Origin of the sequence: Streptomyces pseudovenezuelae, assembly GCF_029892565.1 — a bacterium.
In the GTDB taxonomy this organism is placed as follows: domain Bacteria; phylum Actinomycetota; class Actinomycetes; order Streptomycetales; family Streptomycetaceae; genus Streptomyces; species Streptomyces pseudovenezuelae_A.
Map to the genome: position 1 here is coordinate 301,197 of NZ_JARXVH010000008.1, position 26,123 is coordinate 327,319.

At 71.9% G+C, this 26,123-nt stretch carries 20 protein-coding genes and 1 pseudogene; 7 read left to right on the forward strand and 14 right to left on the reverse strand.

Going from position 1 to position 26,123, the window contains the following annotated elements; all coding sequences use genetic code 11:
* The first annotated feature begins 193 nt into the window (after positions 1–193).
* Complete coding sequence (locus M2283_RS27025; RefSeq protein ID WP_280878980.1) at positions 194–967, forward strand: dienelactone hydrolase family protein; 774 nt, start codon at positions 194–196, stop codon at positions 965–967.
* A 68-nt stretch (positions 968–1,035) separates the two neighbouring features.
* Here the strand turns inward: M2283_RS27025 and M2283_RS27030 are convergent, their stop codons facing one another.
* Complete coding sequence (locus M2283_RS27030) at positions 1,036–2,409, reverse strand: amidohydrolase family protein (RefSeq protein ID WP_280878981.1); 1,374 nt, start codon at positions 2,407–2,409, stop codon at positions 1,036–1,038.
* A gap of 225 nt (positions 2,410–2,634) precedes the next feature.
* Entirely contained in the window at positions 2,635–3,372 is a 738-nt protein-coding gene (locus tag M2283_RS27035) for an FG-GAP repeat domain-containing protein (protein ID WP_280878982.1), read from the reverse strand.
* A 204-nt stretch (positions 3,373–3,576) separates the two neighbouring features.
* On the opposite strand from M2283_RS27035, the gene M2283_RS27040 reads away from it, so the two are divergent.
* From M2283_RS27040 to M2283_RS27050, 3 genes are read left to right on the forward strand one after another with little or no spacing between them, the layout of a single operon-like run.
* Positions 3,577–3,939 carry an ArsR/SmtB family transcription factor gene (locus tag M2283_RS27040; RefSeq protein ID WP_280878983.1) on the forward strand — a complete coding sequence of 121 codons (363 nt, stop codon included), beginning with the start codon at positions 3,577–3,579 and terminating at the stop codon, positions 3,937–3,939.
* A complete protein-coding gene (locus tag M2283_RS27045; RefSeq protein ID WP_280878984.1) occupies positions 3,923–4,474 on the forward strand; it encodes an SRPBCC family protein in 552 nt (183 codons plus the stop codon). The genes M2283_RS27040 and M2283_RS27045 overlap by 17 nt, the downstream gene beginning before the upstream one ends.
* A complete protein-coding gene (locus M2283_RS27050; RefSeq protein WP_280878985.1) occupies positions 4,474–5,139 on the forward strand; it encodes a dihydrofolate reductase family protein in 666 nt (221 codons plus the stop codon). Before M2283_RS27045 ends, M2283_RS27050 begins: the two co-directional genes overlap by 1 nt.
* A gap of 376 nt (positions 5,140–5,515) precedes the next feature.
* Here M2283_RS27050 and M2283_RS27055 read toward each other — a convergent pair.
* Positions 5,516–6,889, reverse strand: a pseudogene (locus M2283_RS27055) (Na+/H+ antiporter); the annotation flags it as partial.
* A complete protein-coding gene (locus M2283_RS27060; protein ID WP_280878986.1) occupies positions 6,804–7,085 on the reverse strand; it encodes an Atu4866 domain-containing protein in 282 nt (93 codons plus the stop codon). The pseudogene M2283_RS27055 and the gene M2283_RS27060, both read right to left, overlap by 86 nt.
* A 206-nt stretch (positions 7,086–7,291) precedes the next feature.
* On the opposite strand from M2283_RS27060, the gene M2283_RS27065 reads away from it, so the two are divergent.
* Positions 7,292–8,200, forward strand: coding sequence for an AraC family transcriptional regulator (locus tag M2283_RS27065; protein ID WP_280878987.1), 909 nt, complete (start codon positions 7,292–7,294; stop codon positions 8,198–8,200).
* A gap of 8 nt (positions 8,201–8,208) precedes the next feature.
* Here M2283_RS27065 and M2283_RS27070 read toward each other — a convergent pair whose 3' ends face one another.
* Entirely contained in the window at positions 8,209–11,934 is a 3,726-nt protein-coding gene (locus M2283_RS27070; protein WP_432423128.1) for a BTAD domain-containing putative transcriptional regulator, read from the reverse strand.
* 163 nt (positions 11,935–12,097) lie between these two features.
* Between M2283_RS27070 and M2283_RS27075 the strand changes: the two genes are divergently transcribed.
* The gene (locus M2283_RS27075) at positions 12,098–13,015 is read left to right on the forward strand and encodes a pyridoxamine 5'-phosphate oxidase family protein (protein WP_280878988.1); all 918 of its coding nucleotides are present in this window, start codon (positions 12,098–12,100) and stop codon (positions 13,013–13,015) included.
* A 3-nt stretch (positions 13,016–13,018) separates the two neighbouring features.
* Here M2283_RS27075 and M2283_RS27080 read toward each other — a convergent pair whose 3' ends face one another.
* From M2283_RS27080 to M2283_RS27090, 3 genes are all read right to left on the reverse strand, one after another.
* On the reverse strand, positions 13,019–16,393 hold the full coding sequence (locus M2283_RS27080; protein WP_280879091.1) for a pyruvate carboxylase: 3,375 nt from the start codon (positions 16,391–16,393) through the stop codon (positions 13,019–13,021).
* 78 nt (positions 16,394–16,471) lie between these two features.
* Positions 16,472–16,933 (reverse strand): (2Fe-2S)-binding protein, encoded by a 462-nt coding sequence (locus M2283_RS27085; RefSeq protein WP_280878989.1) that lies wholly within the window; start codon positions 16,931–16,933, stop codon positions 16,472–16,474.
* Between the two features lie 61 nt (positions 16,934–16,994).
* The gene (locus M2283_RS27090; protein WP_280879092.1) at positions 16,995–19,079 is read right to left on the reverse strand and encodes a xanthine dehydrogenase family protein molybdopterin-binding subunit; all 2,085 of its coding nucleotides are present in this window, start codon (positions 19,077–19,079) and stop codon (positions 16,995–16,997) included.
* Positions 19,080–19,420: 341 nt separating this feature from the next.
* Between M2283_RS27090 and M2283_RS27095 the strand changes: the two genes are divergently transcribed.
* On the forward strand, positions 19,421–20,686 hold the full coding sequence (locus tag M2283_RS27095; protein WP_280878990.1) for a YhgE/Pip domain-containing protein: 1,266 nt from the start codon (positions 19,421–19,423) through the stop codon (positions 20,684–20,686).
* A 27-nt stretch (positions 20,687–20,713) separates the two neighbouring features.
* Here the strand turns inward: M2283_RS27095 and M2283_RS27100 are convergent, their stop codons facing one another.
* The 6 genes from M2283_RS27100 to M2283_RS27125 all read right to left on the reverse strand — a co-directional run bounded on the left by M2283_RS27100 (position 20,714) and on the right by M2283_RS27125 (position 26,091).
* On the reverse strand, positions 20,714–21,769 hold the full coding sequence (locus M2283_RS27100) for a sugar kinase (RefSeq protein ID WP_280878991.1): 1,056 nt from the start codon (positions 21,767–21,769) through the stop codon (positions 20,714–20,716).
* Complete coding sequence (locus M2283_RS27105) at positions 21,766–22,653, reverse strand: SMP-30/gluconolactonase/LRE family protein (protein WP_280878992.1); 888 nt, start codon at positions 22,651–22,653, stop codon at positions 21,766–21,768. The genes M2283_RS27100 and M2283_RS27105 overlap by 4 nt, the downstream gene beginning before the upstream one ends.
* A complete protein-coding gene (locus M2283_RS27110) occupies positions 22,650–23,282 on the reverse strand; it encodes a bifunctional 4-hydroxy-2-oxoglutarate aldolase/2-dehydro-3-deoxy-phosphogluconate aldolase (RefSeq protein WP_280878993.1) in 633 nt (210 codons plus the stop codon). Before M2283_RS27110 ends, M2283_RS27105 begins: the two co-directional genes overlap by 4 nt.
* Positions 23,283–23,390: 108 nt before the next feature.
* Positions 23,391–24,206 carry a hypothetical protein gene (locus tag M2283_RS27115; protein WP_432423129.1) on the reverse strand — a complete coding sequence of 272 codons (816 nt, stop codon included), beginning with the start codon at positions 24,204–24,206 and terminating at the stop codon, positions 23,391–23,393.
* Positions 24,207–24,208: 2 nt separating this feature from the next.
* Entirely contained in the window at positions 24,209–25,354 is a 1,146-nt protein-coding gene (gene dgoD / locus M2283_RS27120) for a galactonate dehydratase (protein WP_280878994.1), read from the reverse strand.
* Positions 25,351–26,091 carry a FadR/GntR family transcriptional regulator gene (locus M2283_RS27125; protein ID WP_280878995.1) on the reverse strand — a complete coding sequence of 247 codons (741 nt, stop codon included), beginning with the start codon at positions 26,089–26,091 and terminating at the stop codon, positions 25,351–25,353. Before M2283_RS27125 ends, dgoD begins: the two co-directional genes overlap by 4 nt.
* Positions 26,092–26,123: the final 32 nt, after the last annotated feature.

Below are 26,123 nucleotides of genomic sequence, written 5' to 3' on the forward strand. Positions count from 1 at the left end.
CCGCTGCGGAAAAAGCAGTTGGGCGGGATGAACACCGGTTGGTAGCGTGCGAATTGACCGCGATGCCGCGCGAGGAGGTGAGCCCCGTGAACGCAACAGCTGTATGGGTGCTCCCCTCCTCTTCGTGGTCGGTCCATTGACCTAGGTGTCGCCGGGAGCGCCTCGACAAGGCGATCCCGAAGGGCAACAACCTATGCAATCTTCGTATTTCACCGGCGTGACAACGTCGAACGGCGTCATGCAGCACGACTTCACCGTGGGTGAGGTCACCGGCGCGCTCTGGTCGTCCAAACGTGCCGAGTGCGCACCCCTGGTCCTGATGGGCCACGGCGGCGGCAATCACAAGAAATCACCCGCGATGCTGGGCCGTGCCCAACGCCTCGTGGTCGACGGCGGTTTCCACGTCGCCTGCATCGACGCGCCCGGTCACGGTGACCGTCCGCGCACGGCGCACGACGAACAGGAGATCGCCGCGCTGCGGGAGGCGCTGGAGACGGGCGAGCCGGTCGGCCCGATCGTCGTCCGGTACAACGCCCACCTGGCGGAACGTGCCGTACCGGAGTGGCGGGCGGCCCTGGACTTTCTCCAGGGCGTGGAGTGGGTCGGCGACGAGGATCCGGTCGGCTACTTCGGTCTGAACATGGGCACCGCGATCGGGGTGCCGCTGACGGCGGTCGAACCCAGGATCAAGGCCGCGGTCTTCGGCCTGCACTGGCCCGAGGCCCTGGCCGAGTACGCGCGGCAGATCACCGTGCCGATCGAGTACACGCTCCAGTGGGACGACGAGCACATCCCGCGCGAGTCGGGTCTGGCACTGTTCGACGCCTTCGCCTCGGAGGAGAAGACCTTGCACGCCAACTCGGGCGGGCACAAGGAACTGCCCAGGTTCGAGTCCGACAGTGCGGTCCGCTTCTTCGTCCGGCAGCTGGTCCGGCCGTCGATTCCGCAGCCCGACCTGGTCTGGTAGTTGGCGGTACTGGTGGTTGTCGGCGCCCGGCCACCGGCCGGGCGCCGATTGCGCTTGCCCGGCTCCCGTCAGGCGGCCGGCGTGTTGAGCACGTAGGTGCGGGAGGCGTTGACCTCGGCGCGCAGTGCGGGGAGGTTCACGTCGAGCACCTCGCCGTTCCACTTGAGGGGGCGACCGTTGACCAGGACCGCGGTGATGTTGCGGGGGTCGGAACCCAACACCAGTGTCCCGATCGGGTCGTTGAGGGGCATGTTGTTGAGATCCTCGGCCTGGACGACCAGCAGGTCGGCCTTCTTGCCCGGGGTGAGGGAGCCGGTGACGCCACCGAGACCGTTGGTGCGGGCGCCCTGGAGGGTGGCGAAGTCCAGGACGTCGTGCGTGGTGATGCGGGAGAGGTCGCCGCCCCTGCCGTAGGCGGCGTTGACCGCGCGCATCCGCTGGATCGCGAGCAGAGCCCGCATCTGCGTGAACAGGTCGCTGGCCAGGGCGACTTCGACGTCGATGCTCAGGCCGGGGCGGATGCCGACGGCGAGTGCCTCGTCCACGGCGGGGATCGCCGTCTCCAGGCCGATCTGCGCGACCGTGGTGCCGGACTCCCCCATCGCCTTCCATGCCTCGGTGGTCAGGCCGGTGGAGTGGATGAGGGTGACATCGGGGCCGAGGATGCCGTGCTCGGCCCAGGACAGCACGGCTTCCGAGGAGGCCTTGCCGAAGACCGCGTCGACGCTGACCCCGATGCCCAAGTCGGCCGCGGTACGGGCGAGTTCGGGCCCGTAGGCGAGGACGGGTCCGGCGATCTCGTCGGTGGCCAGCGTCGCCATCCGCAGGGTGAGCAGCTGGTCGTCGCTGCTGAAGTACTGGTCCTTCAGACGGGTCAGGTCGGCCGGCCACTGGCGGTCCCAGTCCCCGAAGTGCGGGCCCATGGAGGCGTGGACGCCTCGGATGCCGGTGTCCCGGAGGGCCTCGATCGCCGCGTCGGAGTGCTCTCGGGTACGGGAGTTGTGGGAGAAGTCGAGCATCGTGGTGATACCGCTGTCGAGCGCGGTCAGGGCCGCCAACTTCGTACCGATGTACATGTCTTCCGGGCGGTAGATGGTGGCGTAGCCGGCGAGCGTGGTCATCACATAGCCGCCGAGGTCGTCGACGTCCGGCATGATTCTGCGCAACTGGGCTTCCCAGGCGTGCCGGTGGGTGTCGACGAGGCCGGGGGCGAGGATCGTGCCGGAAGCGTCGACGACCACCGCGCCCTCCACGGACAGGTCCGGCCCGATCGCGGCGATGGTCTCGCCCTCGACGAGCAGGTCGCTCTTGTGAAGAATGCCCAGGTCCGGGTCCATCGTGACGATGGTCGCGCCGGTGAACAGGATGCGCCGACGCGGGTCGGTGGACTGGCGTCGCAGTTGTTCGAGCAGGCTGGCGCTGGTGGTGTCATCGGTGTTCATGGCGGGCCCCTTTCGGGAGGCGCTGAGGCTGGGCCGAGTGGCTTCGGGTCCAAGCCTCGATCCGCGCCCACGCCGCAACCAGGCCGCCGTTTCCCTAGGTGCGGCGCACCCAGGACGGGCGGCGCGTGTTGGCTCCGCCGGCTCTGGGGGCACGGCACGTCTCGGCCCCGTCCAACGACACGTCCGCCCTGCGCAACGAGCACGTCCGCCTTGCCCATCGGCACGTCAGCCCGAACCGTCGGCCTTCCCGCACTTCGGGTAGAACTTGCTCAACCCGGAGGGTGGCAGCTTGACCGGGTTGTTCGAGTACACGTACTTGGTGTATCCCGCCGAGTCCGCGGACGCGTCGGTGAGCCCGGTGTCCTTGCTGCCGAGGCGGGCCTCCGTCTGGTAGACGCCGTCGCCGTTGTAGGAGAACACCGCGAGGTCGGGGCGGGAGTCGTGGTTGTAGTCGGCCACGGAGACGCCACGGGTCTCGACGAGGTCGAGATTCCGGGTGTGCTGTCCCCGGCCGGAGGACGAGAAGGGGCCCGACACCAGCTTGGCCACGGCCGGCTTGATGGCATCGTCGCCCTGGGTCTCCCCGGTGGCCACGACGGCCAGGTCGCTCCACCCGTCGCCGTCGAAGTCGGCGACCGCTCCCACCACGCCCTTCTCCCCGCCGCCGTCACCGACCAGCTTCCGCACCCCGACCGGCTTGCCGTAGCCCGTCTTCGCGCCGAACGCGACGGTCAGTCGCGCACCGGTGTGGGAGGGATCGGAGACGCGGTCGGCACGGCCGTCGCCGTCGATGTCCGCGAGCACATCCCCCGACGACGTCACACACGAGGGGACCGAGGGCTTGCCCGAGGGACTCGGCGGTGCACCTGCCTCGGACTCGCCACAGGCGCCGAGCAGAACGGCCGTTGTCGCCAGGGCGGCCGTGCGCCGGAGCAGCTGCGCGTGCCTCGTGGGGTGGCTCATTATTCGCATACCGGCGACAAGTACCTCTCGAACCACGGGAGATGAACGGACGAAGGTCCGAGCCTAAACGGCAACCGGCCCGGGAGTGACACCTCCAGGTGTGCGCGGTGTCGTCTCTGGACGTGCGCGGTCGCACAGCCCCTCCCGTGCTGCGGCCCGGCGACGGAGCGTTGACACATGCCGATATGGGCATACGATGGCGCCATGGCACGAGCGGCGACGACCTCGGACGCGTTCAACGCGATCGCCGAACCGCAGCGGCGGGAGATCCTGGTGCTGCTGCGGGGCGGCGAGCGGCCGGTGACCGACCTGGCGCGAGACCTGGGGATGACCCAGCCGCAGGCGTCCAAGCACCTGCGGGTGCTCCGGGAGGTCGGGCTGGTGCGGGTCCGCGGGGCGGGCAGGCAGCGGCTGTACGGCCTCGACGCCCGCGGGCTGCGGCCGGTGCACGAGTGGCTGGGCGGCTTCGAGCGGTTCTGGAGCGGGAGCTTCGACCGGCTGGACGAGTACGTGCAGGAGTTGAAGCAGGCAAAGCAGGAGGGACCACACGATGGCGACGACCAGTAGCGGCGGCGAGCCCGAACACACGACCACGGACCGCGAGATCGTGATGTCCCGGCTCATCGGCGCCCCACGGGAGCTGGTGTTCGAGGCGTTCACGCAGGTCCGGCACCTGTCGCGGTGGTGGGGACCGGAGGGGTTCTCCACCACCACGCGGTCCTACGAGTTCCGCGTCGGCGGGGCCTGGGACTTCGTGATGCACGGGCCGGACGGGACCGACTACCAGGAGTGGATCACCTGGCGGGAGATCGTCCCGCCGGAGCGGATCGTGATGCTGCACGGCGAGTCCCGGGACGACCCCAACGCCTTCGAGTCGGTCCTGGCCTTCGAGCCGGCCGGCGACGAGACCCGGATCGTGATGCGCACGGTGTTCCCCACCAAGGAACTCCGCGACGAGGCGGTGGAGAAGTACCACGCGATCGAGGGCGGCGAGCAGACCCTGAGCAATCTGGCGGCCTACGTCGCCGAACTCACCCGGAACGACACCGGCCGCAACGAGGCCACCTCGAACGAGACCACCCCGAAGGGAGCGGAGGACTGATGGCCGGGAAGGTCTTCTTCAGCGTGACGATGTCGCTCGACGGTTTCATGGCACCCGAGGCCGTGCCGGCCGAGGACGCCTTCTCGCCCGAGAAGCAGGACGACCCGGACGTCAGGCGCTGGGTGACGAAGTGGTCGGAGCTGCAGGCGTGGGCGTTCCCGCTGCGCTGGTTCCGGGAGAACCTCAAGTTCGGCGAGGGCGGCGAGGAGGGCCTCGACAACGACATCGCACGGGCGACGTTCGACCGCACCGGCGCGAGCGTCATGGGCAAGCGGATGTTCGACCTCGGCGAGCCGTCCTGGCCGGAGGAGGCGCCGTTCCACACCCCGGTCTTCGTCGTCACCCACACCGGGCGTGACCCGTGGGAGCGGCCGGGCGGCACCACCTTCCATTTCGTCGACGACGGCATCGAGAGCGCCCTCGACCAGGCCCGCGAGACTGCCGGCGACCGTGATGTGCGCATCGCCGGTGGCGCCGAGACGATCCAGGAGTACCTGGACAGCGGCCTGATCGACGAGTTCTCGATCACGCTCGCGCCCGTGCTGTTCGGCACCGGCATCCGCCTGTTCGACCGCGTGGACCCCGCCCGCCTCGCCCTCGAACAGACGCGGACCGACGCATCGTCCCGGGTGACCCACCTGACCTACACCGCCGCGAAACGCTAGCCCGCCTTCCCGCAGCGTCCGGCCCCCATGCACCTAGGAGTGCGAGGTGTCCTCCCGCGAGACGGCTGACGCCGATGGACCGGTCTTCCTCCCCAGGCGCACCTCCTCCACATCGAGCACTTCCGGGACCGTGCGCAGGACGATGTCGTCGATGCGGCCGGTGTCGCGCAGGTCGGTGAGTGTGTCGCGTTTGACCTGGAGCAGGGCGAGTTGGAGGAGTCGCAGGCTTTCTCGGTGTCGTGCGGTGCCGGGAGCGGGGGCCGTACGGTCCTCGATGTCCTGGGTCATGCGGAGGGTGTCCGCCTCGGGGGACCTCGAACCGTCGCGCCAACTCCGGCAGGGCCCGCAGTGCGGAACTGCTCATCTCCCAGCGTGCCAGGGCGAGTTCGGCGGTCTTGTCCTCGTCCTCGGGGAAGCGGGCCCGGCGGACCACGGTCGGCAGGGTGGGGCCGAGGAGCGCGAGGGTGACGACGATGACGACCGTCGTGACGAAGACGACGGCGTCGCGCTGCCCGACGGCATGTCCCTCGGCGGTCGCGGTGGGTACGGTCAGCGCCGCGGCCAGCGAGATGGCTCCGCGCATCCCCGCCCACGCCAACGGCAGCCGCTGCGGGGCGGTGATCCGGCGGTCCCGTTGCTGAGGGCGTCGGTCCGGGAGCCTGACCAGGTAGGGCACCGAGTAGAACCACAGCAGCCGCGTCCCGAACACGGCGGCGGCCACGGCGAGGGCGGCGACCATCGCCTGCAACAGCGAGACGGACGTCAACGCCCTGACGGTGGCGGGCAGTTGGATGCCGACGAGGATGAACAGCGCGCTGTTGAGCAGGTAACTGGCCACCTCCCAGAAGGCGATGGCCTGGATGCGGGCCTCGGAGCCGATGACGCGTGGGCCGAACCAGGCGGTCACCAGACCGCAGACGACGACCGCGAGTACGCCGGACGCATGCAGGAGTTCGGCGGGCAGGTAGGCGAGGAACGGGGTGGCGACGCTCAGCACGCTGTGGAGCAGGGGCTCGGGCAGCCGGCGCCGGACCGGCACCAGGAGCAGGGCGACCGCGACGCCGATCAGGATTCCACCGGCGTACGACTCGACGAAGGCGATCGCCGTGCCGGACCAGGTGAAGGGGTGCTCGTCGGTGACGACCTCGATGGTCACGGCCAGCAGGACCAGGGCGGTCCCGTCATTCAGGAGGCTCTCGGTGCGCAGCACGGTCAGGATGCGGCGGGGCATCGCCTTGGCCACGGCCGCCACGGCCGCGGCGTCGGTGGGGGCCAGGACCGCGCCGAGGACAAAGGCGATGGGCCAGCCGTAGCCCAGCGCGTGGGCCACCGCGGCGACGGCGACCGCGGTGGCCAGGACCAGCCCCGTGGACTGCAGGGCGATGCTGCGGAGGTTGTTGCGGATCTCGCGCACCGAGGAGGTCAGCGCCTCCCAGTACAGGAGGGCGGGCAGGAAGAGGAACAGGACGACGTCGGCCGACAGCGCGAACGAGTCGAAGGCCGGCGTCAGTCCCACCAGGCAGCCCGCGCCGAGCAGCAGCAGCGGTTCGCTCAGCCCCGTGCGGCGCGACAGCCGGCCCATCGCCAGTACGCCGACGGCCACGACGACGATCAGTTCCAGGCCTGCCATGTCGGTCACCTCTGCTGTGCGTGCGCGGCGTCGACTACTGCGAGTTCTTCGATCGGCCGGGGACGGCGTCCTCCCGGTACAGCACGAGGTGCTCGTGGAAGAGCACGCCGTCCCGGACATCGCCGGTGGCGGTGAAGCCGGTGTCGTCGACGTAGTCGAGGTGGTTGCCGGTGACGGTGTAGCTGCCGGTGTAGGCGCTCTGCCGGTTGCCCCGGGCCTCGTCGTAGCGACCGTTCGGGAGTAGTTCCTGACGGATGTGCCCGTCCGCCGTCACCCACATGCCGACGAAGGGGTGCGCTACCGCGTTCGTGTTCATGGCTCTACGGTCGCGGCCCGCCGCCCGGGTAACCAGGCCACGGCTCTCGCAGGAGCCGCGTTCCTGGGAGTACGACACCCACCCTCCGGAATGCCCGCCACTCACCCTCCGAAGTGCGCACCCGGCCCCGCAACAATGCTCGCCCGTCCTTGCACGATCCTCCCGGTCACAGGACTCACGGCACGGAATCGTGTTGCACTGTTCCTATGCCGCACCTCGAAGAACTCCGCACCCTGCTGGACCGGCATGCCCGGCCCGACTGGACCACCGCCATCGACGGGGTGCTCATCTCGAAGGTCGACCGGTCGGATCCGCCGGCGCCCTCGACGTCCGGGACGGTACTGGCGGTCATCGCGCAGGGCGCCAAACGCCTCGCGCTGGGCGACCGGGTGTTCGAGTACCACGCCGGGCAGTACCTGGTCGCGTCGGTCGACCTGCCGGTCACCGGACAGTTCACACAGGCCGACCCCGAGCATCCCGCACTGGGGTTCGGCCTCACGCTGGAGCCGTCCGCCGTGGCCGAGCTGCTGCTCCTGGCCGGGGCGGGCGACGCGCCTCGCACCACCGGGGGCGCCTCGTCGGGGATCTACGTCAGCGACGCCCCGGACGCGTTGCTGGACGCGGTGGTCCGGCTGCTGCGCCTGCTCGACGAACCCCGCGACCGGGCCGTCCTGGCCCCACTGGTCAAGCGCGAGATCCTGTGGCGCCTGATCACCGGCGAGCAGGGCGCTACGGTACGCCAGCTCGGCCTCGCCGACAGCAGCCTCAGCCATGTCTCCCGGGCCGTGCGCTGGATCCGCGAGCACTACGCGCAGCCCTTCCGGGTCGAGGACGTGGCGCGGCTGTCCGGCATGAGCGCCTCCGCGTTCTACCGCAACTTCCAGGCGGTGACCGCGATGAGCCCCATCCAGTTCCAGAAGCAGATCAGGTTGCAGGAGGCCCGACTGCTGCTCACCACTCACCCGGGCGACGTCACGGGGGTCGGCCAGCGCGTCGGCTACGACAACCCGTCGCAGTTCAGCCGGGAGTACCGCCGCCAGTTCGGCGCACCCCCGAGCCAGGACGCGGCCCGCCTGCGGCACGCGGTGCGCTCCCCCGCGGGCGCCCTCCCCTGAGCCGTTCCCTACGTTGCGAAGGTCCGTCGGCGGCCCTGTGCCGCGGCCAACTCCTCCGCCGCGCGGCGGGCGTTGGCGGTGAGGTGGGTCGAGGACCAGGCGCGGGCGGTGCGTTCGGCGAGGGCGTAGTGCTCGGCCGCGGCCCGGTCCTCGCCTAGAAGGCGGTACAGGTCGGCGAGGGCGTGCGCGAGCGGGCGGGTGGCGTAGGCGGCTCCGGCCGCGCCGGCGAGCTGGTTCCGGAGCGGCAGCAGGTGCTCGACCAAGGCGGCGGCCTCCTCCAAGTCCCCGTGCAGGACGGCGAGTTGGGAGCGGAAATCGAGGTCGATGCCGTAGAGGTGGTCGGTCACGATCGCGTCGGGGCGCTGCACCTCTCGCGCCTCGTCGAGTCTGCCGACGTGGGCCAGGGCGAGGGCGAGGGCCACTCCGACGGGGGCGCCCACGGCCTCGTAGACCTCCCGCATCAGAGGCTCGATCTCGGCTGTTCGACCCCGGGCGAGCCGGATGGTGATCAGGCCGAGGGTGCGCAGGCGCGTGGCGTGGCGCGCGCCGACGCGGCGACCCAGGCCGTCCGCCTCGGCGTACCAGGCCTCCGCCGCGTCGAAGTGGCCCGCGACCGTCGCGAGCATGGCGGTGGTCGCGGCGTTGAGGCCCTGCGCCCACAGCATCCCGTAGCGGTGCGCGAGGGCGAGGCCCCGCTCGGTGTGACGGCGTACGGCTGCCGGGTCGTTGCGGGTGCCGGCGGTCATGGCGTCGAGGTGTTCGCAGGTCCAGCGGTAGGCGGGGAGGTCGTGGTCCTCGGCGAGTCGGCGCAGCTCAGCGACCAGCGGGGTGCGGGTGGTGCCGTGGGCCTCGTGTGGGAGCAGCTTGGCCGAGGTCATCAACGCGGCGGCCAGCAGACGGGGTTCGCCGTTCGCGCGGGCGAGCGACAGCTGGGTGTGGGCCGCGTCCAGGGCGCGCGGCGCGTCCACGGCGGCGGCCGCCTCGACGAGGACCTGGAGCACCCGGGCGCGGGTGGGGTCGTCCAGGGCGGGGTCGGAGGTCAGCCGCTCCAGACGGGCCAGTGCCGTGCGGTCGTAGAAGCCCTCCAACCTGCTGCGCCACGGGGAGGGTTCGGTCCAGGCGCCGTAGACCGCCGCGACCAGGTCGCCCCGGTCGGCCCGCTCGGCGAGATCGACCGCGCGCCGCCGCGTGTGCAGGGCCGCGTCCGTCGCGCCGGCCCGCACCTGCGCGCCGAGCAGCCGCACCAACAGCCCTACCGTGCGGTCGAGTTCGGTGTCGACGCCGCCCGTGACCCCGGTGGCGGTGTGCACGTCGATCGCCTGCTGGATCAGGTCGACGGCGACGTCATAGGCGTAGCGCCGCTCCGCCGACTCGGCCGCCCACAGCGCGTAGTCGACGGCCAGCGGCGCGTGCGCCGCGGTGCCCGAGCGGGCGAAGTGGTGGGCCAGCGCGGCGAGATCGTCGGGGCGGTGGCGGGACAACGCCTGCGCGATACGGGCGTGCAGGCGGGCCCGCCGTACGCCGGACAGGTCGGTGTAGACGGTGTCGCGGACCAACGCGTGCACGAACCGCACGCGCCCCGGGCCGGGTTCGGCGAGCAGGTCCGCCGCGAGGGCGGCATCGAGCCCGTCAAGGACCGCCTCCTCGTCCAAACCACCCGTGCCGGCCGTACCGCCGTTGGCACCCGTGTCGCACGCGTCGATCAGCAGGGCGACGTCGGCCTCCAGGCCTACGACGGCGGCGAGTTGGAGGGTCGACCGGGCGCCGGCGGGCAGCATGGCCAGGCGTCGGCGCAGCACATCGCGCACACCCTGCGGGACCTCCGAGACGGCGACCAGGGCGCCCTCGCTGGCCAGCAGACGGGCGCTCTCCAGGACGTAGAAGGGGTTGCCGCCGGTGCGTTCGGCGAGCGCGGTCACCGTCGACGCGTCCACGGTCCCGCCGCAGACGGAGCCGACCACCGTGGCGATGTCCGTCGGTGACAGTCCGGTGAGCGTGATCCGGTGCGGGGCGCGGGGGGCGAGGCTGGCGAGCGTCTTGAGGAGGTCTTCGCCCACCTCGGCCGGACGGTGGCTGGTGACGGTGAGCAGGGGTACGCCGGTGACGCCGGCCGCCGCTTCGAGCAGGGCGAGCGTCTCGCCGTCCGCGCGGTGCAGGTCCTCCAGGACGACGGCGAGCGGCCCGGCACCGGCCGCGTCCCGCAGCCAGGCGGCGAACGCGCGGTGCGTCCGGAACCGCCCCGCGGTCGCCTCGTCGCGACTGGCGGCGGCCCCGTCCTGCGGTTCGCGCAGCAGGACGGCCAGTTCCTCGGGCCGCGACGGCGGTACGTCCCGGGCGAGCGCCCCGAGCGCCTCCACCCAGGCCCAGGCGGGCGGCGTCCCCTCGTCCTCCGGACACCGCCCCACGACCACCCGCCACCCGTCGGCCTGCAGCCGGCCGGCGAACTGGTTGAGCAGCGCGGACTTACCCGCCCCGGCCTCCCCGCTCACCAACACGACACCACCACGCGGCCGGGCGGCCTGCACGACAGCGCCCAGAGCACGCAACTCCCGCTCCCGACCGACGAAAAGGTCATGGCCAGTGCGGGCCGCCTCGACTGAGGGCATGGTTATCGATCGGGACGGGGCGGGCAGGCCGCCGGGAATGGCCTTGGACGGGACGAGCGAGCTTCCGGGCGCGGCGAGCGCGGGCACGGGCGCGGGCGCGAAGACACCCTCGGTTGGGCGGAACGCGCTCCCGGACGCGTGCGCAGATATGGGTACGACGAGCCCGCTCCCGGACCCGTGTGCGGACGCGAGCCCGCGTGTGCCGAGCCCGCTCCCGGACCCGTCTCCAGGCGCGGACGCCAGCGTGCCACCCCCGCTCGCGCCCCCATCCGCCGACGAGCCCGACCCACCCGGCCACCCCGTCCCTCCCCCACGGACACTCACCGGCGACAGACGCCCGGCCCCCGCGCCCGCGCCCGCCTCCACCAACCCCCGAAGCACATCGGCCCGCCCCAGAAGCACCGCCCGCTCGACCTCCGCCAGTGCCGGCCCGGGGTCACAGCCAAGCTCCTCCCGCAACACGCTCGCCGCACGGCGCACCGCCGCGAGGGCGTCGGCCTGGCGGCCGCAGGTCCACTGGGCGAGGGCCAGCAGGCGCCAGCCTTCCTCCCTCAACGGGCTTTCGCGTACGAGGACTTCGGCTGCCGGTGCCGCCTCGGCCGCGTGGCCGGTGCGCAGGTCGGCGGCGACGGAGAGTTCGCGGGCCTCGGCCCGTAGTTCGGTCAGCCGGGCCACCTCCGCCGCGGCCCAGTCCTCGTCGGCGTGTTCCGCGAAGGCCGGACCCTGCCACCAGCCGAGCGCCTCGGCGAGCAGTTCGCGGGCCTCCTCGGCGGGAGCGTGCCGGGCCCGGGCCACCCCGGCCTCGAAGCGCCAGGCGTCCACCGCGTCCGCGGGCAGGCGAAGGGCGTAGCCGGGGGGTGCGGTGACCAGGACGGTCGCCGGGGTGCGCGGCAGGCGCCCCGGTTCGAGGGACCGGCGCAGGTTGGACACGTAGGTGTGCAGGGACACGACGGCCTTGGCGGGCGGTGTGCCCCGCCACAACGCGTCCGCCATCCGCTCGACCGGCACGGTGCTGCCCCGGGCCACGACGAGGAGTGAGAGGACAGCGCGCTGCTGCGGAGCGCCCAGCGGGACCGGGTTCCCCCCGAGGTCGGCGCCCGGTGAACCCAGGACTCGAATACGCAGCACGCCGCGGGAATCTACCCGAGCCATCGATCGGGCACCTCAACGGACGATAAACGTGCTGCTCAGCGCCGGCGAGGGGGGCGCCAAGCGGACGCCAAGCCGGTGCCAAGCGGAAGCCGGGAAGCTGTGAGCGCCATTGCCGTGAACGATCGTTGGAGCAAGAAACGTGTTCGTACTCGACTCCGCCCCTCCCGGCGTGCTGCGCGCCTACCGGACCTGCGAGTTCGTCACCCTCGGCCGGGACGGCACGCCGCTGGTGTGGCCGACGGCGGTGTGGCGCCGCGAGGACGGGACGCTGCTGCTGACCACGTCCCTCGCCTTCGCGCAGAAGGCGCTGAACGTGCGCCGCGACCCGCGCGTCGCTCTGCTCTTCTCCGACCCCACCGGCAGCGGTCTCGACCACGCCCCGCAGATCTTCGTCGCCGGCCGGGCCGACTGCCCCGACACCGTCATGACGGGTCCCGAGGGCGCCGAGGACTACTGGCGGATGCTGTTCGAGCGGCAGCCGCACAGCCGCTCGTACCTCTCGGCCCCGATGAGACGGCTCACGGAGTGGTACTACCTGCGGCTCCTGATCACCGTCACACCCGAACAGGTCGTCGTCCGCGCCCCGTTGGCGCCGGACCACGACTCCGGGCCGGCCGTGGACAGCCCACTGCCGGGCGCCGCGCAGCTGGCCCGTTTCCCGACGGCGGTACTGGCCGCCCGCGACGGTTCCGGCGCACCCGTGCTCGCCCGGACCCGGCCGGTGCCGACCGCGGACGGCTTCGCGGTGGAGGTCCCCGCCGACTGCGCCGCGAAGCCGGGTCCCGCCTCCCTGCTGGTGCACCGGCACGACGAGCGGATCAACCACTTGCAGAACGCCCTCGTCCGGGGCGAGTTGCGGGAGACCGACGACGGCTGGCTGCTGGTGCCCGAGAAGGTGGTCGAGCCGATGGGCACGGGCCGGCCGAGCGACACGATACGACTGCTGCGCCACACCAAGCAGGCCACGAACCGCTACCTGGAGCGCCGCGGCCTCGAACGCCCCCGGGTGCGGTGGGAGGAGTTCAAGGCCCTCGCGGCGACGGCTCGGAAGGGCTGACCGTCAGCCGATCTCGACCAACAGGTCCCCGCCCTCCACCTGTTGGATGCGGTTGATGGCGAGCCTGGACACCCGGCCGGCCTTCGTCGCCGTGATCGCGGCCTCCATCTTCATCGCCTCGATCGTGGCGACGGTCGCGCCTTCCGCCACCTCGTCGCCCTCGGCGACCGCGAGGGTGACGACGCCGGCGAAGGGCGCGGCGACATGGCCCGCGTTGCCCCGGTCGGCCTTCTCGGTGACCGGGATGTCGGAGGCGGCGGAGGTGTCGCGGACCTGGATGGGGCGCAACTGCCCGTTCAGCGTGGACATCACGGTCCGCAGGCCGCGTTCGTCGGCCTCGCCGACGGCCTCCAGTTCGATGAGGAGCCGGACGCCGGGTTCGAGGTCGACGGCGTACTCCTTGCCCGGGCGCAGGCCGTAGAAGAAGTCCTTGCTGTCGAGGACGCTGGTGTCGCCGTAGGCCTGGCGGTGCGTCTCGTAGTCGCGGGTCGGGCCGGGGAACAGGAGGCGGTTGAGGGTCGAGCGCCGGGTCTTCTCCAGGCCGTCGCGGTCCTCGGTGGACAGCTCCTGCACGGGCTTGGCGGCGGCGCGGCCCTCAAGTGCCTTGCTGCGGAAGGGTTCCGGCCAACCGCCGGGCGGGGTACCGAGTTCGCCGCGCAGGAAGCCGATGACGGAGTCGGGGATGTCGTAGCGGTTGGGGCTCGTCTCGAAGTCGTCGGGGCTCACTCCGGCGCCGACGAGATGCAGGGCGAGGTCGCCGACCACCTTGGACGACGGGGTCACCTTCACCAGGTGGCCGAGGATGCGGTCGGCGGCGGCGTACATCGCCTCGATGTCCTCGAACCGGTCGCCGAGGCCGAGCGCGACGGCCTGGGTGCGCAGGTTGGAGAGCTGGCCGCCGGGAATCTCGTGGTGGTAGACGCGGCCGGTCGGGGAGGCGAGGCCCGCCTCGAACGGGGCGTAGATCTTGCGGACGCTCTCCCAGTAGGGCTCCAGGTCGCCGACGGCCTGGAGGTCGAGGCCGGTGGGGCGCTCGGAGTGGTCGGTCGCGGCGACGATCGCCGAGAGGGAGGGCTGCGAGGTGGTGCCCGCCATGGACGCGACCGCGCCGTCCACCGCGTCCGCGCCCGCCTGGATCGCGGCCAGGTAGGTCGCGAGCTGGCCACCCGCCGTGTCGTGGGTGTGCAGGTGCACCGGCAAAGAGAACTCCTGCCGCAGCGCCGATACGAGCTTGGCGGCGGCCGGGGCGCGCAGCAGTCCCGCCATGTCCTTGACGGCCAGGACGTGCGCGCCCGCCTCGACGATCTGCTCCGCGAGCCGGAGATAGTAATCCAGCGTGTACAGACGCTCGTTCGGGTCGGACAGGTCCGAGGTGTAGCAGAGGGCGACCTCGGCGATCGCGGTGCCCGTCTCGCGTACGGCGTCGATGGCGGGGCGCATCTGGCCGACGTCGTTGAGCGCGTCGAAGATGCGGAAGATGTCGATGCCGGTGGCGGCGGCCTCCTGCACGAAGGCGTCGGTCACCTCGGTCGGGTACGGGGTGTAGCCGACGGTGTTGCGCCCGCGCAGCAGCATCTGCAGACAGATGTTGGGGACGGCCTCGCGCAGTGCGGCGAGCCGCTCCCACGGGTCCTCGGCGAGGAAGCGCAGCGCCACGTCGTACGTGGCCCCGCCCCAGCACTCCAGGGAGAGCAGCTCGGGCAGGGTGCGGGCGACCGCCGGGGCGACCGCGAGGAGGTCCTTGGTGCGCACCCGGGTGGCGAGCAGGGACTGGTGGGCGTCGCGGAAGGTGGTGTCGGTGACGCCGATGGTCGGCGACTCGCGCAGCCGGCGGGCGAAGCCCTCGGGGCCGAGTTCGACGAGTCGCTGGCGCGAACCGGCGGCCGGCTCGCCGGCGGGCAGCGGGGGCAACTTGGTGGTCGGGTCGATCAGGTCGGGCCGCTCGCCGTGCGGCTTGTTCACCGTCACGTCGGCCAGATAGGTGAGCAGCTTGGTGCCGCGGTCGGCGGAGGAGCGGGCGGTCAGCAGGTGCGGGCGCTGCTCGATGAACGAGGTCGTGACCCGCCCGGCCTGGAAGTCCGCGTCGTCCAACACGGCTTGCAGGAACGGGATGTTGGTGGCCACACCGCGGATACGGAACTCGGCCACGGCACGCCGGGCCCGGCTGATCGCCGTCTTGAAGTCCCGGCCCCGGCAGGTGAGTTTGACCAGCATGGAGTCGAAGTGCGCGCTGATCTCCGTACCCGCGTGGGTGGTTCCGCCGTCGAGGCGGATGCCCGAACCGCCGGGCGAGCGGTAGGCGCTGATGCGGCCGGTGTCCGGGCGGAAGCCGTTGGCGGGGTCCTCGGTGGTGATACGGCACTGGAGGGCCGCGCCGTGCAGGGTGACCGTCTCCTGGGACAGGCCGAGGTCGGCGAGGGTCTCGCCGGCCGCGATGCGCAGCTGGGCCTGGACGAGGTCGACGTCGGTGACCTCTTCGGTGACCGTGTGCTCGACCTGGATGCGCGGGTTCATCTCGATGAAGACGTGGTTGCCCGCGGGGTCGACCAGGAACTCGACGGTGCCCGCGTTGCGGTAGCCGATCTCGCGGGCGAAGCGGACCGCGTCGGCGCACATACGGTCGCGCAGGGCCGGGTCGAGGTTGGGCGCGGGAGCCAGCTCGATGACCTTCTGGTGGCGGCGCTGGACCGAGCAGTCGCGCTCGAAGAGGTGGATGACGTTGCCCTCGCCGTCGGCGAGGATCTGCACCTCGATGTGGCGGGGATCGACGACGGCCTTCTCCAGGAAGACGGTCGGATCGCCGAACGCGCTCGCCGCCTCGCGGGACGCCGCCTCGATGGACTCGCGCAGCGTGGCCGGGTCCTCGACCCGCCGCATACCGCGTCCGCCACCGCCGGCGACCGCCTTCACGAACACCGGGAAGCCGACCTCCTCGGCGGCGCGGACCAGCTCGTCCACGTCGTTGGAGGGCGCGGAGGAGCCGAGCACCGGTACGCCGGCCGCGCGGGCCGCGGCCACGGCACGGGCCTTGTTGCCGGTCAGCTCCAGGGTGTGCGCGTCCGGCCCGACGAAGGTGATGCCCGCCTCTTCGCAGGCCTTCGCCAGCTCGGGGTTCTCGGACAGGAACCCGTACCCCGGGTAGACGGCGTCCGCGCCGGCCTTGCGCGCCGCGCGGACGATCTCCTCGACGGAGAGATACGCCCGCACCGGATGCCCGGGCTGGCCGATCTCGTAGGCCTCGTCGGCCTTGAGCCGGTGCAGCGAATTGCGGTCCTCGTGCGGAAAGACCGCGACCGTCCGGGCACCCAGCTCATAGCCGGCCCGAAATGCCCGGATCGCGATCTCACCACGGTTGGCGACCAGTACCTTGCGGAACATCGCCGCTCCCTTCAGCCTGCCGGTGACGTGCACCATGGTGTCGGTGACGTCGCCGTCTGGCCATGTGAGCCGGGCCACTCAAGGGGTGATTTCCGAGGCCGCCTTGTTGATCGCTTCGCGGATCCGGGCGTATGTGCCGCAGCGGCAGACGTTCTCGATGCGGTCGATGTCGGCATCGGTCGGGTGCGAGGTCCGCTTCAGCAGGGCCGCCGCGGCCATGATCTGCCCGGGCTGGCAGAAGCCGCACTGGGACACGTCACAGTCCATCCAGGCCTGCTGCACGGGGTGCAGGGTGTCGCCGTCGGCCAGCCCTTCGATGGTGGTGACCTTACGGTCCTGGCAGTCCTCGACCTTGACGACGCAGGGCTGGATCTCCTCCCCGTCGAGATGGCTCGTACAGGCGCGACAGACGCCGACACCGCAGCCGTACTTGGGCCCGGTGACGTGCAGCAGGTCGCGCAGCACCCACAGCAGCGGCATGTCGGCGGGCGCCTCGACGGTGACCGGCTTGCCGTTGAGGGTGAAGGAGTGGGAGGGCATCGGTACCTTCTCGGAGGCGAGGGCTGGTCGAGTGAGTGATCGGACTGAGCTGGGACGGTGCTCAGAAGTTCAGGGGGAAGCGGCGCGGTTTGGTGCCCGTCGCTCGGGCGTACGCGTTGGCGACGGCACCGGAGGCGGCCGGTACGCCGAGTTCTCCGGCCCCGCCCGGGTCCCCCTTGGCCGGCATGACGTGGGCCTCGAAGTGCAGCGGAGCGTGCCGTTGGCGGGCCCAGTGGAAGTCGGCGAAACTGCCCTCGCGGACGGCACCCCGATCGAGGTGCAGGCCCGCTTGCAGCACGGTCGAGATCCCGTCGATGGCGGTGCCCATGAGCTGGGCCTCAAGGCCGCGCGGGTTGACGGCCCGGCCGACGTCGGCCGCCATCACCACCTTGGTCACGCGCGGGTTCTTCGGATCGGTGGCGTCGATCTCGGCGAGGCACGCCACGCAGGACCCGTACTCCTCGTGCACGGCGACGCCCTGCGCGTGCCCGGCGGGCAGCGACCGCCCCCACTGCCCGGCGGCGGCCACCTTGTCGAGTACGGCCTTCACCGCCTTGTTCCGCAGAGTCGTACGACGGAACTCGACCGCGTCCTGCCCCAGGCTCGCGGCGACCTCGTCCACGACGATCTCCTCCGCCGTCCGCATCGTCCCGGAGTCCACCGAGCGCCAGGCGCCGAGCGGTATCGCAAGCTCGATCCCGCCCCAATCCCCGGAGATACGGCCGAAGTTGTAGAGGCCGGAGTCGCTGGGCGCCGGCCCCGCCGACAACCGTCCGCGGAAAGCAGCCTGATTGACGACGCCCTTGCCCTCGGACGACTCGCTCACCGAGGCCATCGAGTGCGTAAAGGCGACCACCCGGCCGTCCTTGTGGCTGGCGCGTATTCGGTGGTGGCTGGCGGGGCGCATCCGTCCGTGCCGGATGTCGTCGTTGCGGCTCCACATCAACTTGACCGGCCGGCCCGCGGCTTTGGAGATCAGGGCGGCCTCGATCGCGGCGTCGTAGTTGAGCCGCCGCCCGAACGAGCCGCCGCCACGCAGGACATGGACCCGTACCGCGCTCGCGGGCAGCCCGACCGCCGAGGCCACGGCGTCCCTCGCCTCCATCGGCGTCTGGGTGGAGAACCAGAACTCGGCCTTGTGGGCACGCACATCGGCGACCGCGGTCAGCACCTCCATCGGCGCGTGACTGACGAAGGCGAACTCGAACTCGCCCTGGACCTGCGTGGATCCGCTCGGCGGGGTGCCCAACCGGGGCACGGCGGCCTTGAGTCGGGAACGCACGGCCGCGTCGGACAGACCGGCCAGCGGGCCGGGCGCCCACTTGATCTTGAGGGCGTCGCGCGCCTCGAAGGCGTGGTGGAAGGAGTCGGCCACGACCGCGACACCGCCCGGTATGCGGACCACGGCACGCACGCCCGGCAGGGCACGGGCGGCCCGGTCGTCGACTGAGACGACCTTCCCCCTGATCGTCGGCGGCCGGGCCACCACGGTCGGCTTCACCCCGGCCACGGTCACATCACCGGCGTACTTCGCCTCGCCGGTCACGATGGCCCGGGCGTCGATCCGGGTCGTCGGCCGGCCGATCACCTTGTGCTTGGCGGCCGGTTTCGGCTTGCTGGACACGGAGGTCCGGCGGATCGTGGCGGCGCTCGCGCTGAGGGAGCCGAACGTGGCGGTGCGGCCGCCCGGCCCGATGACCATCGTGTCCCGGGTGCGCAGACTCCACGCGGGGACGCGCCAACGCCGGGCGGCGGCGGTCACCAGTCGGGCTCGGGCGGTCGCGGCGAGGGCGCGGGCGGGGCCGTAGAGCGAACTGACCGAGTTGGAGCCGCCGGTGTACTGGTTGCCCCGGGTGCGGGCGTCGGCGAGCGGGATGTCGACGTCGGCGATCCGGGCGTCCAGTTCCTCGGCGATCATCATGGCGACGGCGGTGGTGATGCCCTGACCGACCTCGAGCCGCGGCAGCCGCACGACCACCTTGTTGGCCGCGGTGACCTCCAGGACGAGCATCTCCTCGTCGGTGCCGGTCACGAGGACGTCGGAGGCGGCGGGGGCGGCGGACGGGGTGGCGCCCTGGGCAGTGGAGGTGTCGCAGCCGAGGGGGGCGGCGATGGTGAGGGTGGAGGCGGCGAGCGAGTAGACCATGAAACGGCGGCGGGACAGTGCGGTGCGCGGTGCGGCGTCGGCTGCTTCCTCGGACGGTCTGCTGCCGGCGGTGGGGGTCTCGAAGCCGTCCAACGAGCACTCCTCTCGGTGCGTCGCCACCCGTGGACGACTTCGGTACGCGGGTCTGTTCACCGGGTATGAGGGCCCGATGGTGCTGTGGGTTGCCTGTGGGGACGTACATCCGTGCGAGCGGGTTCGGGATGCGAAGAGGCGCCGAATGCCGAAAACTCTGAACGCTGATGTCTGAACGCTGAACGCTCGACCATGAAGACCGAACGCCGTACGCCGAACAGCCGCCGCCCGCTACCCCGAGGACCACCATGGCCGATGCCGACCCCGAGGTCCGTGCCACCAAGCTGCTGGGCCACACCAAGCTGTGGGTGATGCCGTCCGTCCTGACCGGCGTGCTCGCCCTGCTGCTGTCCCTCCTCTACATGGGCGGCGTCGTCAACCCGCAGCGCGACCTGCACGACCTCCCGATCGGCGTCGTCAACTCCGACACCGGTAAGCCGCCGACCGGACAGCGACAGAACCTGGGCACGCAGGTGGCCGGTGCCGTCACCGCCAACTCCGCGGGCGGCAAGGCCGGTTGGCGCACCCTGACCCGAGCGCAGGCGCAGGACCAGCTCGACTCCGGCCGGATCTACGGCGCCCTGGTCATCCCCGCCGGCTTCACCGACTCGGTCACGGCACTGACCACGACCGGTGCCACCGCGCGACCGACGATCACGGTCCTCACCAACCCGGGCAAGGGCAGCCTGGGTTCCTCGCTGGCCAGTCAGATCACCATGCAGGCGGCGCACCAGGCCTCGCAGTCCATCGGCAGGCAGCTCACGTCGGCGGCCGGTACCCGGGCCGACTCCACCACCAAGCTGCTGCTCGCCGACCCGGTGAACGTCGTCACCCAGGTGGGCCATCCCCTCGGCGACCACAGCGGCCTCGGCCTCAGCGCCTTCTACTACACGCTGCTGCTCGTCCTGGCCGGCTTCCTCGGCGGCAACGTCATCAGCAACGCCGTCGACACGTCCCTCGGCTACGCCGACAACGAGATCGGCCCCTGGCACACCCGGCGCCCGACCGTCCCCATCAACCGCACCCAGACGCTGCTGCTGAAGATGGCGATGACCGCGGGCATCACGGTCGTGACCGTCACGCTGGTCATGGTCGCCACGATCGCGATCCTCGGCATGGACGCCACCCACATCCCGTTGCTGTGGATCTTCTCCTACTGCGCCGCCCTCGCCGTCGGCCTGGGCGTGCAGGCCATCAACGCGGCGTTCGGCGGGATCGGCCAGTTGGTGTCCATGTTCGTGTTCATCGTCCTGGGCCTGCCGTCCTCGGGCGCGACGGTCCCCCTCCAGGCGGTCCCCGGCTTCTACCGGTTCCTCTCCCACTTCGAGCCCATGCGCCAACTCAGCGACGGGGTCCGAGCCGTCCTCTACTTCAACGCCCGCGGCGACGCCGGCCTCACCCGCTCCTGGATCATGATCGCCATCGGCACGGCCCTCGCCCTGCTCTTCGGCTTCGCGATGACGCGGTACTACGACCGCAAGGGGCACAAGCGGCTCACCCCGCAGCCGACGTGAGGTGGGCGTGGGGGCGAGGCCGGTCGGCTATGAGGCCCTACCGGGCCGATGCCGGTCGGCTGTTGCGCCCGGTGACGGCTGTCCTGCGTTCACCCAGTCTCCGTCTGCGGCGCCGAGCAGCCGCTCAATCGTGACGGCGTCCGGCAACGGCCCGTGATCCCCGGTCACTTTGAGCGCGGACGCGGCCGTGATGTGCCCCAGCCGCAGGGCGCGTCGCAGGTCGTCGCCGCGCAGCAGACCGGCCAGGAAACCGGCGGCGAAGGCGTCGCCCGCGCCGACGGGCTCGACGACGTCCGTCGGCAGGGCGGGCACGGTGCACTCGACCTCGACCTCTACCTCGCTCCCGTCCTCGGCAGAGAACGCGTGCGCGGCACGGCCGCCGTCCTTGACGACGAGGATGCGCGGGCCCGCCAACAGCCGCCGCACACCGTCCGGTTGGAGGTCCGCCCCCCACAACTCCTGCGCCTCGTCGAGGCCGACGAAGACGATGTCGGCCCGGTCTGCCAGCTCCCGCAGCACCGTGGCGGCCGTGGCGTCGTCCGGCCACAGGGCGGGGCGGTGGTTGACGTCGAAGCTGATGGCGTACGGGCGTGAGTTCGGCGGGGTGTCGAGCGCCCGTCGCACCAGGTCCCGACAGGACGGGGAGAGAGCCGGGGTGATCCCGCTGAGGTGCAGGAGGGACGCCGACCGCAGCCTCACGTCGTCCAGGACGTCGGGGCCGAGGGCCGAGGCCGCCGATCCCGTGCGGTAGTAGTGGACGCGGGTGCGCTCGGGGCGCGGGTCCTTCACCAGCAGACCGGTGGGCCGCTCGGGGTCGGTCCGTACGCCGGTCACGTCTACGCCCGCCGCGGCAACGGCCGCACGGACCCGCCTGCCGAAGGCATCGTCGCCGAGGGCGGAGAGCCAGGAGACGGGACGGCCCAGGTCTGCGAGGTACATGGCGACGTTGGACTCCGCACCGGCCACCGACAGGCGCAACTCGTCGACGCCGTCCAGCGATTCGGGAGGGGTGGGGGCCAGCGCGGCCATGGTCTCGCCGACGCAGACGACCGGGCCGTCAGCGGGACGCCAACCCGTGCTCATGCCACCTCCGGCTTCGGCGCCTGCTCGGGTCGGTAGGCAGATGCCGGGCGGCCCGGCACCTCCACCCGGACGGCGAAGAGCGCGCCGTCGTCGGGGCCGGGGTCGGTCAGCCCCACGGTGGCACTGGTGATGTAGAGGACGTCCTCCCGAAGGCACACCCCCGCAGGCTGTCGCGCGGGCAACCGCACCGTCCGGTCGAGGCTCCCGTCCGGCAGATGACGGCGCACGGTTCCGGTGCCCCACACCGCCATCCACACGGCGCCCTCGCGGTCGACGGCCATGCCGTCCGGGCTGCCCTCGTCCACGGTCACGAACGTCTCGGGGTCCCCGAGACCACCCGTCGCCGGGTCCACCGGATACCGTCGCACGATCCCCCGCCCGCTGTCGGCGAGGTACATGCCGGTCCCGTCGGCCGTGAACACGGGCCCGTTGGGCACGCTGACGCCGTCGAGCACACGACTCACCGTGCCGTCGTGGTCGACCCGGTACAGCGAACCGGCCCCCTCGTCGGCGCCGTACGCCATGCTGCCCGCCCAGAACCGGCCGGACGGATCGGCGGTCGCGTCGTTCATGCGCATGGGCAGCGAGGCGTCGTCCTCCGGCCGGGCCAGCCAGGTGGTGGAACCGTCCGACCCGAGCTGACAGATTCCGGTGTCGGCGGCGGCGATCCAGGTGCCGGGCCGGCCGGCCACGGGCGCCACCGCCCCGAGCGGGAAGGGCAGTTGGGCCAACTCGCGCAGGGGCGCTCCGGGCTCCTCGGGGGCGTACAGCAACCGGCCCGCGAGGATGTCGACGAGGATGATGCCGTCGTCGGTCCAGCGGATGCCCTCACCGAGTTCCAGCCGGTCGGGGTGGAGGACTTGAGGGCTGAAAGTCTCGATCACAGCGCGAACTCCCCTGTGACGCCCCGGAAAACACGAGCCCGCGCCCGCAACTCGTCGAGACTTCCACCGTCGGCGGCGTCGCCGACGAGAGGCGAACCCACCCCCACCGCAATAGCCCCGGCCGCCAGATACGCGCGAGCCGCCACCTCATCCACCCCACCCACCGGCACGAACGACTCCTCCGGGAACGGCCCCCGCAACGCCTTGAGATAGGCAGGACCGCCGGCCTCGGCCGCCGGGAAGATCTTCAGCGCGGCGGCGCCGAAAGCGCGGGCGGCCACGATCTCGGTCGGGGTCATCACTCCGGCCACCACCGGCATGCCCAACTCCCTCGCCGCGCCCACCCCTTCACCCAACGCGGGAGTGACGGCGAAGTCGGCGCCGGCACGGTGGGCGGCCCGGGCGTCGGCGGCGGTGAGGACGGTACCGGCGCCGAGGGGGCGGTCCGGGCCGAGGGCCTGCCGGGCCCGCTCGATGACGGTGAGCGCGTCCTTGCCGGTGAGGGAGACCTCGATCAGCTCGACGCCCTCCGCGGCAAGGGTCAGTACGGTGCTCAACGCGGCTTCGGGATCATCTCCACGCACGATCGCGACGAGGCGGTGGGCGGCGAGGGACGCTCGCAGGTCCATGGACGGGGCTCCAATTCACGTACTTTCAGGGACAGTTGTTCATGCTCGTCAAGGCGCCACCACTCGGCCTCTCCGAGGCACCCGCACTCCACATCAAGGGCATCCACGTCAAGCGCACCCACACCCCGCACTCAACGTGAGCCGCCACCGCGCCTCACCCGACGTCGGCACCCGGCCAGCGTCGCCGGGACCCGCCTCGGCGAGGTCGAAGACGCGGCCGACCATGGGCTCAACGCCGGTGCTGCGATAGGGGCGTTCGGCGGGAAAGCCTCCGAGGTTGCGCCACAGCGCGACCGACACCGGCTGACCATCTGCCGCCCGCACCGACAACGTCAACCGATCCTCGTCGTCGTGAACGCAGCAACTGTCAGCCTCCACGACCGCTCCGACCGCCGTACCGTCATCCGGTCCGAGCCGGTCGAGGGCCACCCCCCTGGGCGCGGGCCAACTCCCCTCCACCCAGGGCCCGTCCGCCGACGGATAGAGCCGCGTACGCGCCCCCTCGGGCATGTGCAGCGTCGCCCGCGGTGAGAGGTCGAGCAGGGCATGCGCGGCCCACACGAATCGAAACCCGGGGTCGGCAGCCAGGACGTAGTCGACCTCGACCTCGCCCCTTCCGTCACGGACGGTCCGCGTCAGCGAGAACCCCTCGCACCGCACACTCTCCGTATCCCCATCCCGCGACCAGACCCGCCCCCACGCGTCCCCGTGATCCGGCACCCCCCGAACCGTCGGCACACACTCCTCAACCCCACCCACATCCACAAACGCATCCCCCGGCACCACACCCTCCCGCGCAGGATCCGCCCGCCGCCACAGCCACTCCCGCCCACCTTCTCGCCCGCCCTCGGCCCGCAGCGACGTCCAACGCCCGCCGTGCGCCGGATCGGTGACGATCCTCAAGGTCCTCGAAGACGAAGCCACCGTCACCACTCCGCAAACGACCCGTCGGCATGCCGCCACACCGGATTCCGCCACGCATGCCCCGTACGGTCGGCCGCCCGCACCGCGTCCTCGTCGACGCTGATGCCGAGCCCGGGCGCGTCGCCGCGAGGGGCGTGGCCGTCGACGAAGCGGAAGGGTTCGGGGTCGACGAGGTAGGAGAGGAGGTCGGCGTCCTTGTTGTAGTGGATGCCTCGACTCTGTTCCTGGATAAGGAAGTTGGGCGTGGCGAAGGCGACCTGGAGGCTGGCCGCGAGGGCGATCGGGCCGAGCGGGCAGTGGGGGGCGAGCTGCGCGCCGTACGTCTCGGCGAGTGAGGCGATGCGGTGTACCTCGGAGATGCCGCCGGCGTGGGAGAGGTCGGGCTGGGCGACGGCGACTCCGGCGGCGAGGACGGGGAGGAACTCGGCCCGTCCGTAGAGGCGTTCGCCGGTGGCGAGCGGCACTGCGGTCGAGGCGACGAGGCCCGGGAGGAGGTGGCTCTGCTCGGGGACGACGGGTTCCTCGACGAACAGCGGGTGCAGCGGGGCCAGTTCGGCCAGCACCCGGCGGGAGCTCGCCGCGCTGAAGCGGCCGTGGAAGTCGACGGCGACGTCCCGGTCGGGGCCGAGGGCCTCGCGGGCGGCGGCGACGCGGGCGACGACGGCCGCGGTCTCGGCGGCGGTGGCGAGCGGCGAGGTGGCGCCGGCGCCGTTCATCTTGACGGCGGTGAAGCCGGCCTCGACCTGTTCGGCGATCTGGTCGGTGAGTTCGGCGGGTTCGTCGCCGCCGACCCAGGCGTAGACCCGGACGCGGTCGCGCACGGGGCCGCCGAGCAGGGCGTGCACGGGGGCGCCGTACGTCTTCCCGGCGATGTCCCACAGGGCCTGGTCGATGCCGGCGACGGCGCTGGAGAGGACGGGGCCGCCGCGATAGAAGCCGCCCTTGGTGAGCACCTGCCAGTGGTCCTGGATGCGCAGTGGGTCCTGGCCGACGAGGTACTCGGACAGGACGTCGACGGCGGCCCGGACGACCTCGGCGCGGCCCTCGACGACGGGTTCGCCCCAGCCGACCACCCCGTCGTCGGTCTCCACGCGGCAGAACAGCCAGCGCGGCGGGACCAGGAAGGTTTCGATGCGGGTGATCTTCACTTGGCTCGTGAGCCTTCCGTGTCGTCGTCGGTGGTGCCGACCCGGTCGAGGTCGCGGCCGGCCTGGTCGAGCAGGGCTCGCATGGCGGCCTCGGCGGCGAGCGGGTCCCGGTCGCGTACGGCGTCCAGGACCGCGCGGTGGGCGGGCACCGGGTCCTCGCTGTGCGGGGAGCTGTGCACGATGCGGTCGCGGTGGGCGAGGCCCGACTCGATGACCATCTCCATGCGTTCGAGGAGTTCGTTGTGGGTGGCGGTGAGCAGGGCGCGGTGGAAGGCGAGGTCGGCGTCGACGGCGTGCGAGGCGCCCGCGTCCTGCTCGGCCATCGCGTCCAGGGCGCCCTCCAGCGCGGCGAGATCGTCCTCGGTGCGCCGCTCGGCGGCGAGCCGGACGGCGGCCGGTTCGATGATGGAACGCACCTCGGCGAGGTTGTGCAGCAGCGCCCGGTCGGCGTCCGTGGTGCTGCCGCCCTCGAACTGCCAGCGCAGCACATCGGCATCGAGCAGGTTCCAGTCGGCGCGGGCGCGCACGAAGGTGCCGCGCTTCTGGCGGGCGTCGACCATCCCCTTGGCGGCGAGCACCTTGAGCGACTCGCGCAGGGCGGTGAGGCTCACGTCCAGCTCGCTCTGCAGCGCCACCAGGTCGAGCGTGGCCCCTTCGGGGATGGCACCCCCGAGGATGCGGCGCGCGAGGGCCTCCACGGTCTGACCGTGCACGCCGCGGCGGGCGTAGGAGCTCATGTCGTACAGCCTTTCTCGTTCGTCCGGTACGA

Coding starts and splice junctions, on each gene's coding strand:
- M2283_RS27025 (WP_280878980.1), top strand. CDS start 194: ATGCAATCTTCGTATTTCACCGGCGTGACAACGTCGAACGGCGTCATG.
- M2283_RS27030 (WP_280878981.1), bottom strand. CDS start 2,409: ATGAACACCGATGACACCACCAGCGCCAGCCTGCTCGAACAACTGCGA.
- M2283_RS27035 (WP_280878982.1), bottom strand. CDS start 3,372: ATGAGCCACCCCACGAGGCACGCGCAGCTGCTCCGGCGCACGGCCGCC.
- M2283_RS27040 (WP_280878983.1), top strand. CDS start 3,577: ATGGCACGAGCGGCGACGACCTCGGACGCGTTCAACGCGATCGCCGAA.
- M2283_RS27045 (WP_280878984.1), top strand. CDS start 3,923: ATGGCGACGACCAGTAGCGGCGGCGAGCCCGAACACACGACCACGGAC.
- M2283_RS27050 (WP_280878985.1), top strand. CDS start 4,474: ATGGCCGGGAAGGTCTTCTTCAGCGTGACGATGTCGCTCGACGGTTTC.
- M2283_RS27060 (WP_280878986.1), bottom strand. CDS start 7,085: ATGAACACGAACGCGGTAGCGCACCCCTTCGTCGGCATGTGGGTGACG.
- M2283_RS27065 (WP_280878987.1), top strand. CDS start 7,292: ATGCCGCACCTCGAAGAACTCCGCACCCTGCTGGACCGGCATGCCCGG.
- M2283_RS27080 (WP_280879091.1), bottom strand. CDS start 16,393: ATGTTCCGCAAGGTACTGGTCGCCAACCGTGGTGAGATCGCGATCCGG.
- M2283_RS27085 (WP_280878989.1), bottom strand. CDS start 16,933: ATGCCCTCCCACTCCTTCACCCTCAACGGCAAGCCGGTCACCGTCGAG.
- M2283_RS27090 (WP_280879092.1), bottom strand. CDS start 19,079: ATGGTCTACTCGCTCGCCGCCTCCACCCTCACCATCGCCGCCCCCCTC.
- M2283_RS27095 (WP_280878990.1), top strand. CDS start 19,421: ATGGCCGATGCCGACCCCGAGGTCCGTGCCACCAAGCTGCTGGGCCAC.
- M2283_RS27100 (WP_280878991.1), bottom strand. CDS start 21,769: ATGAGCACGGGTTGGCGTCCCGCTGACGGCCCGGTCGTCTGCGTCGGC.
- M2283_RS27110 (WP_280878993.1), bottom strand. CDS start 23,282: ATGGACCTGCGAGCGTCCCTCGCCGCCCACCGCCTCGTCGCGATCGTG.
- M2283_RS27125 (WP_280878995.1), bottom strand. CDS start 26,091: ATGAGCTCCTACGCCCGCCGCGGCGTGCACGGTCAGACCGTGGAGGCC.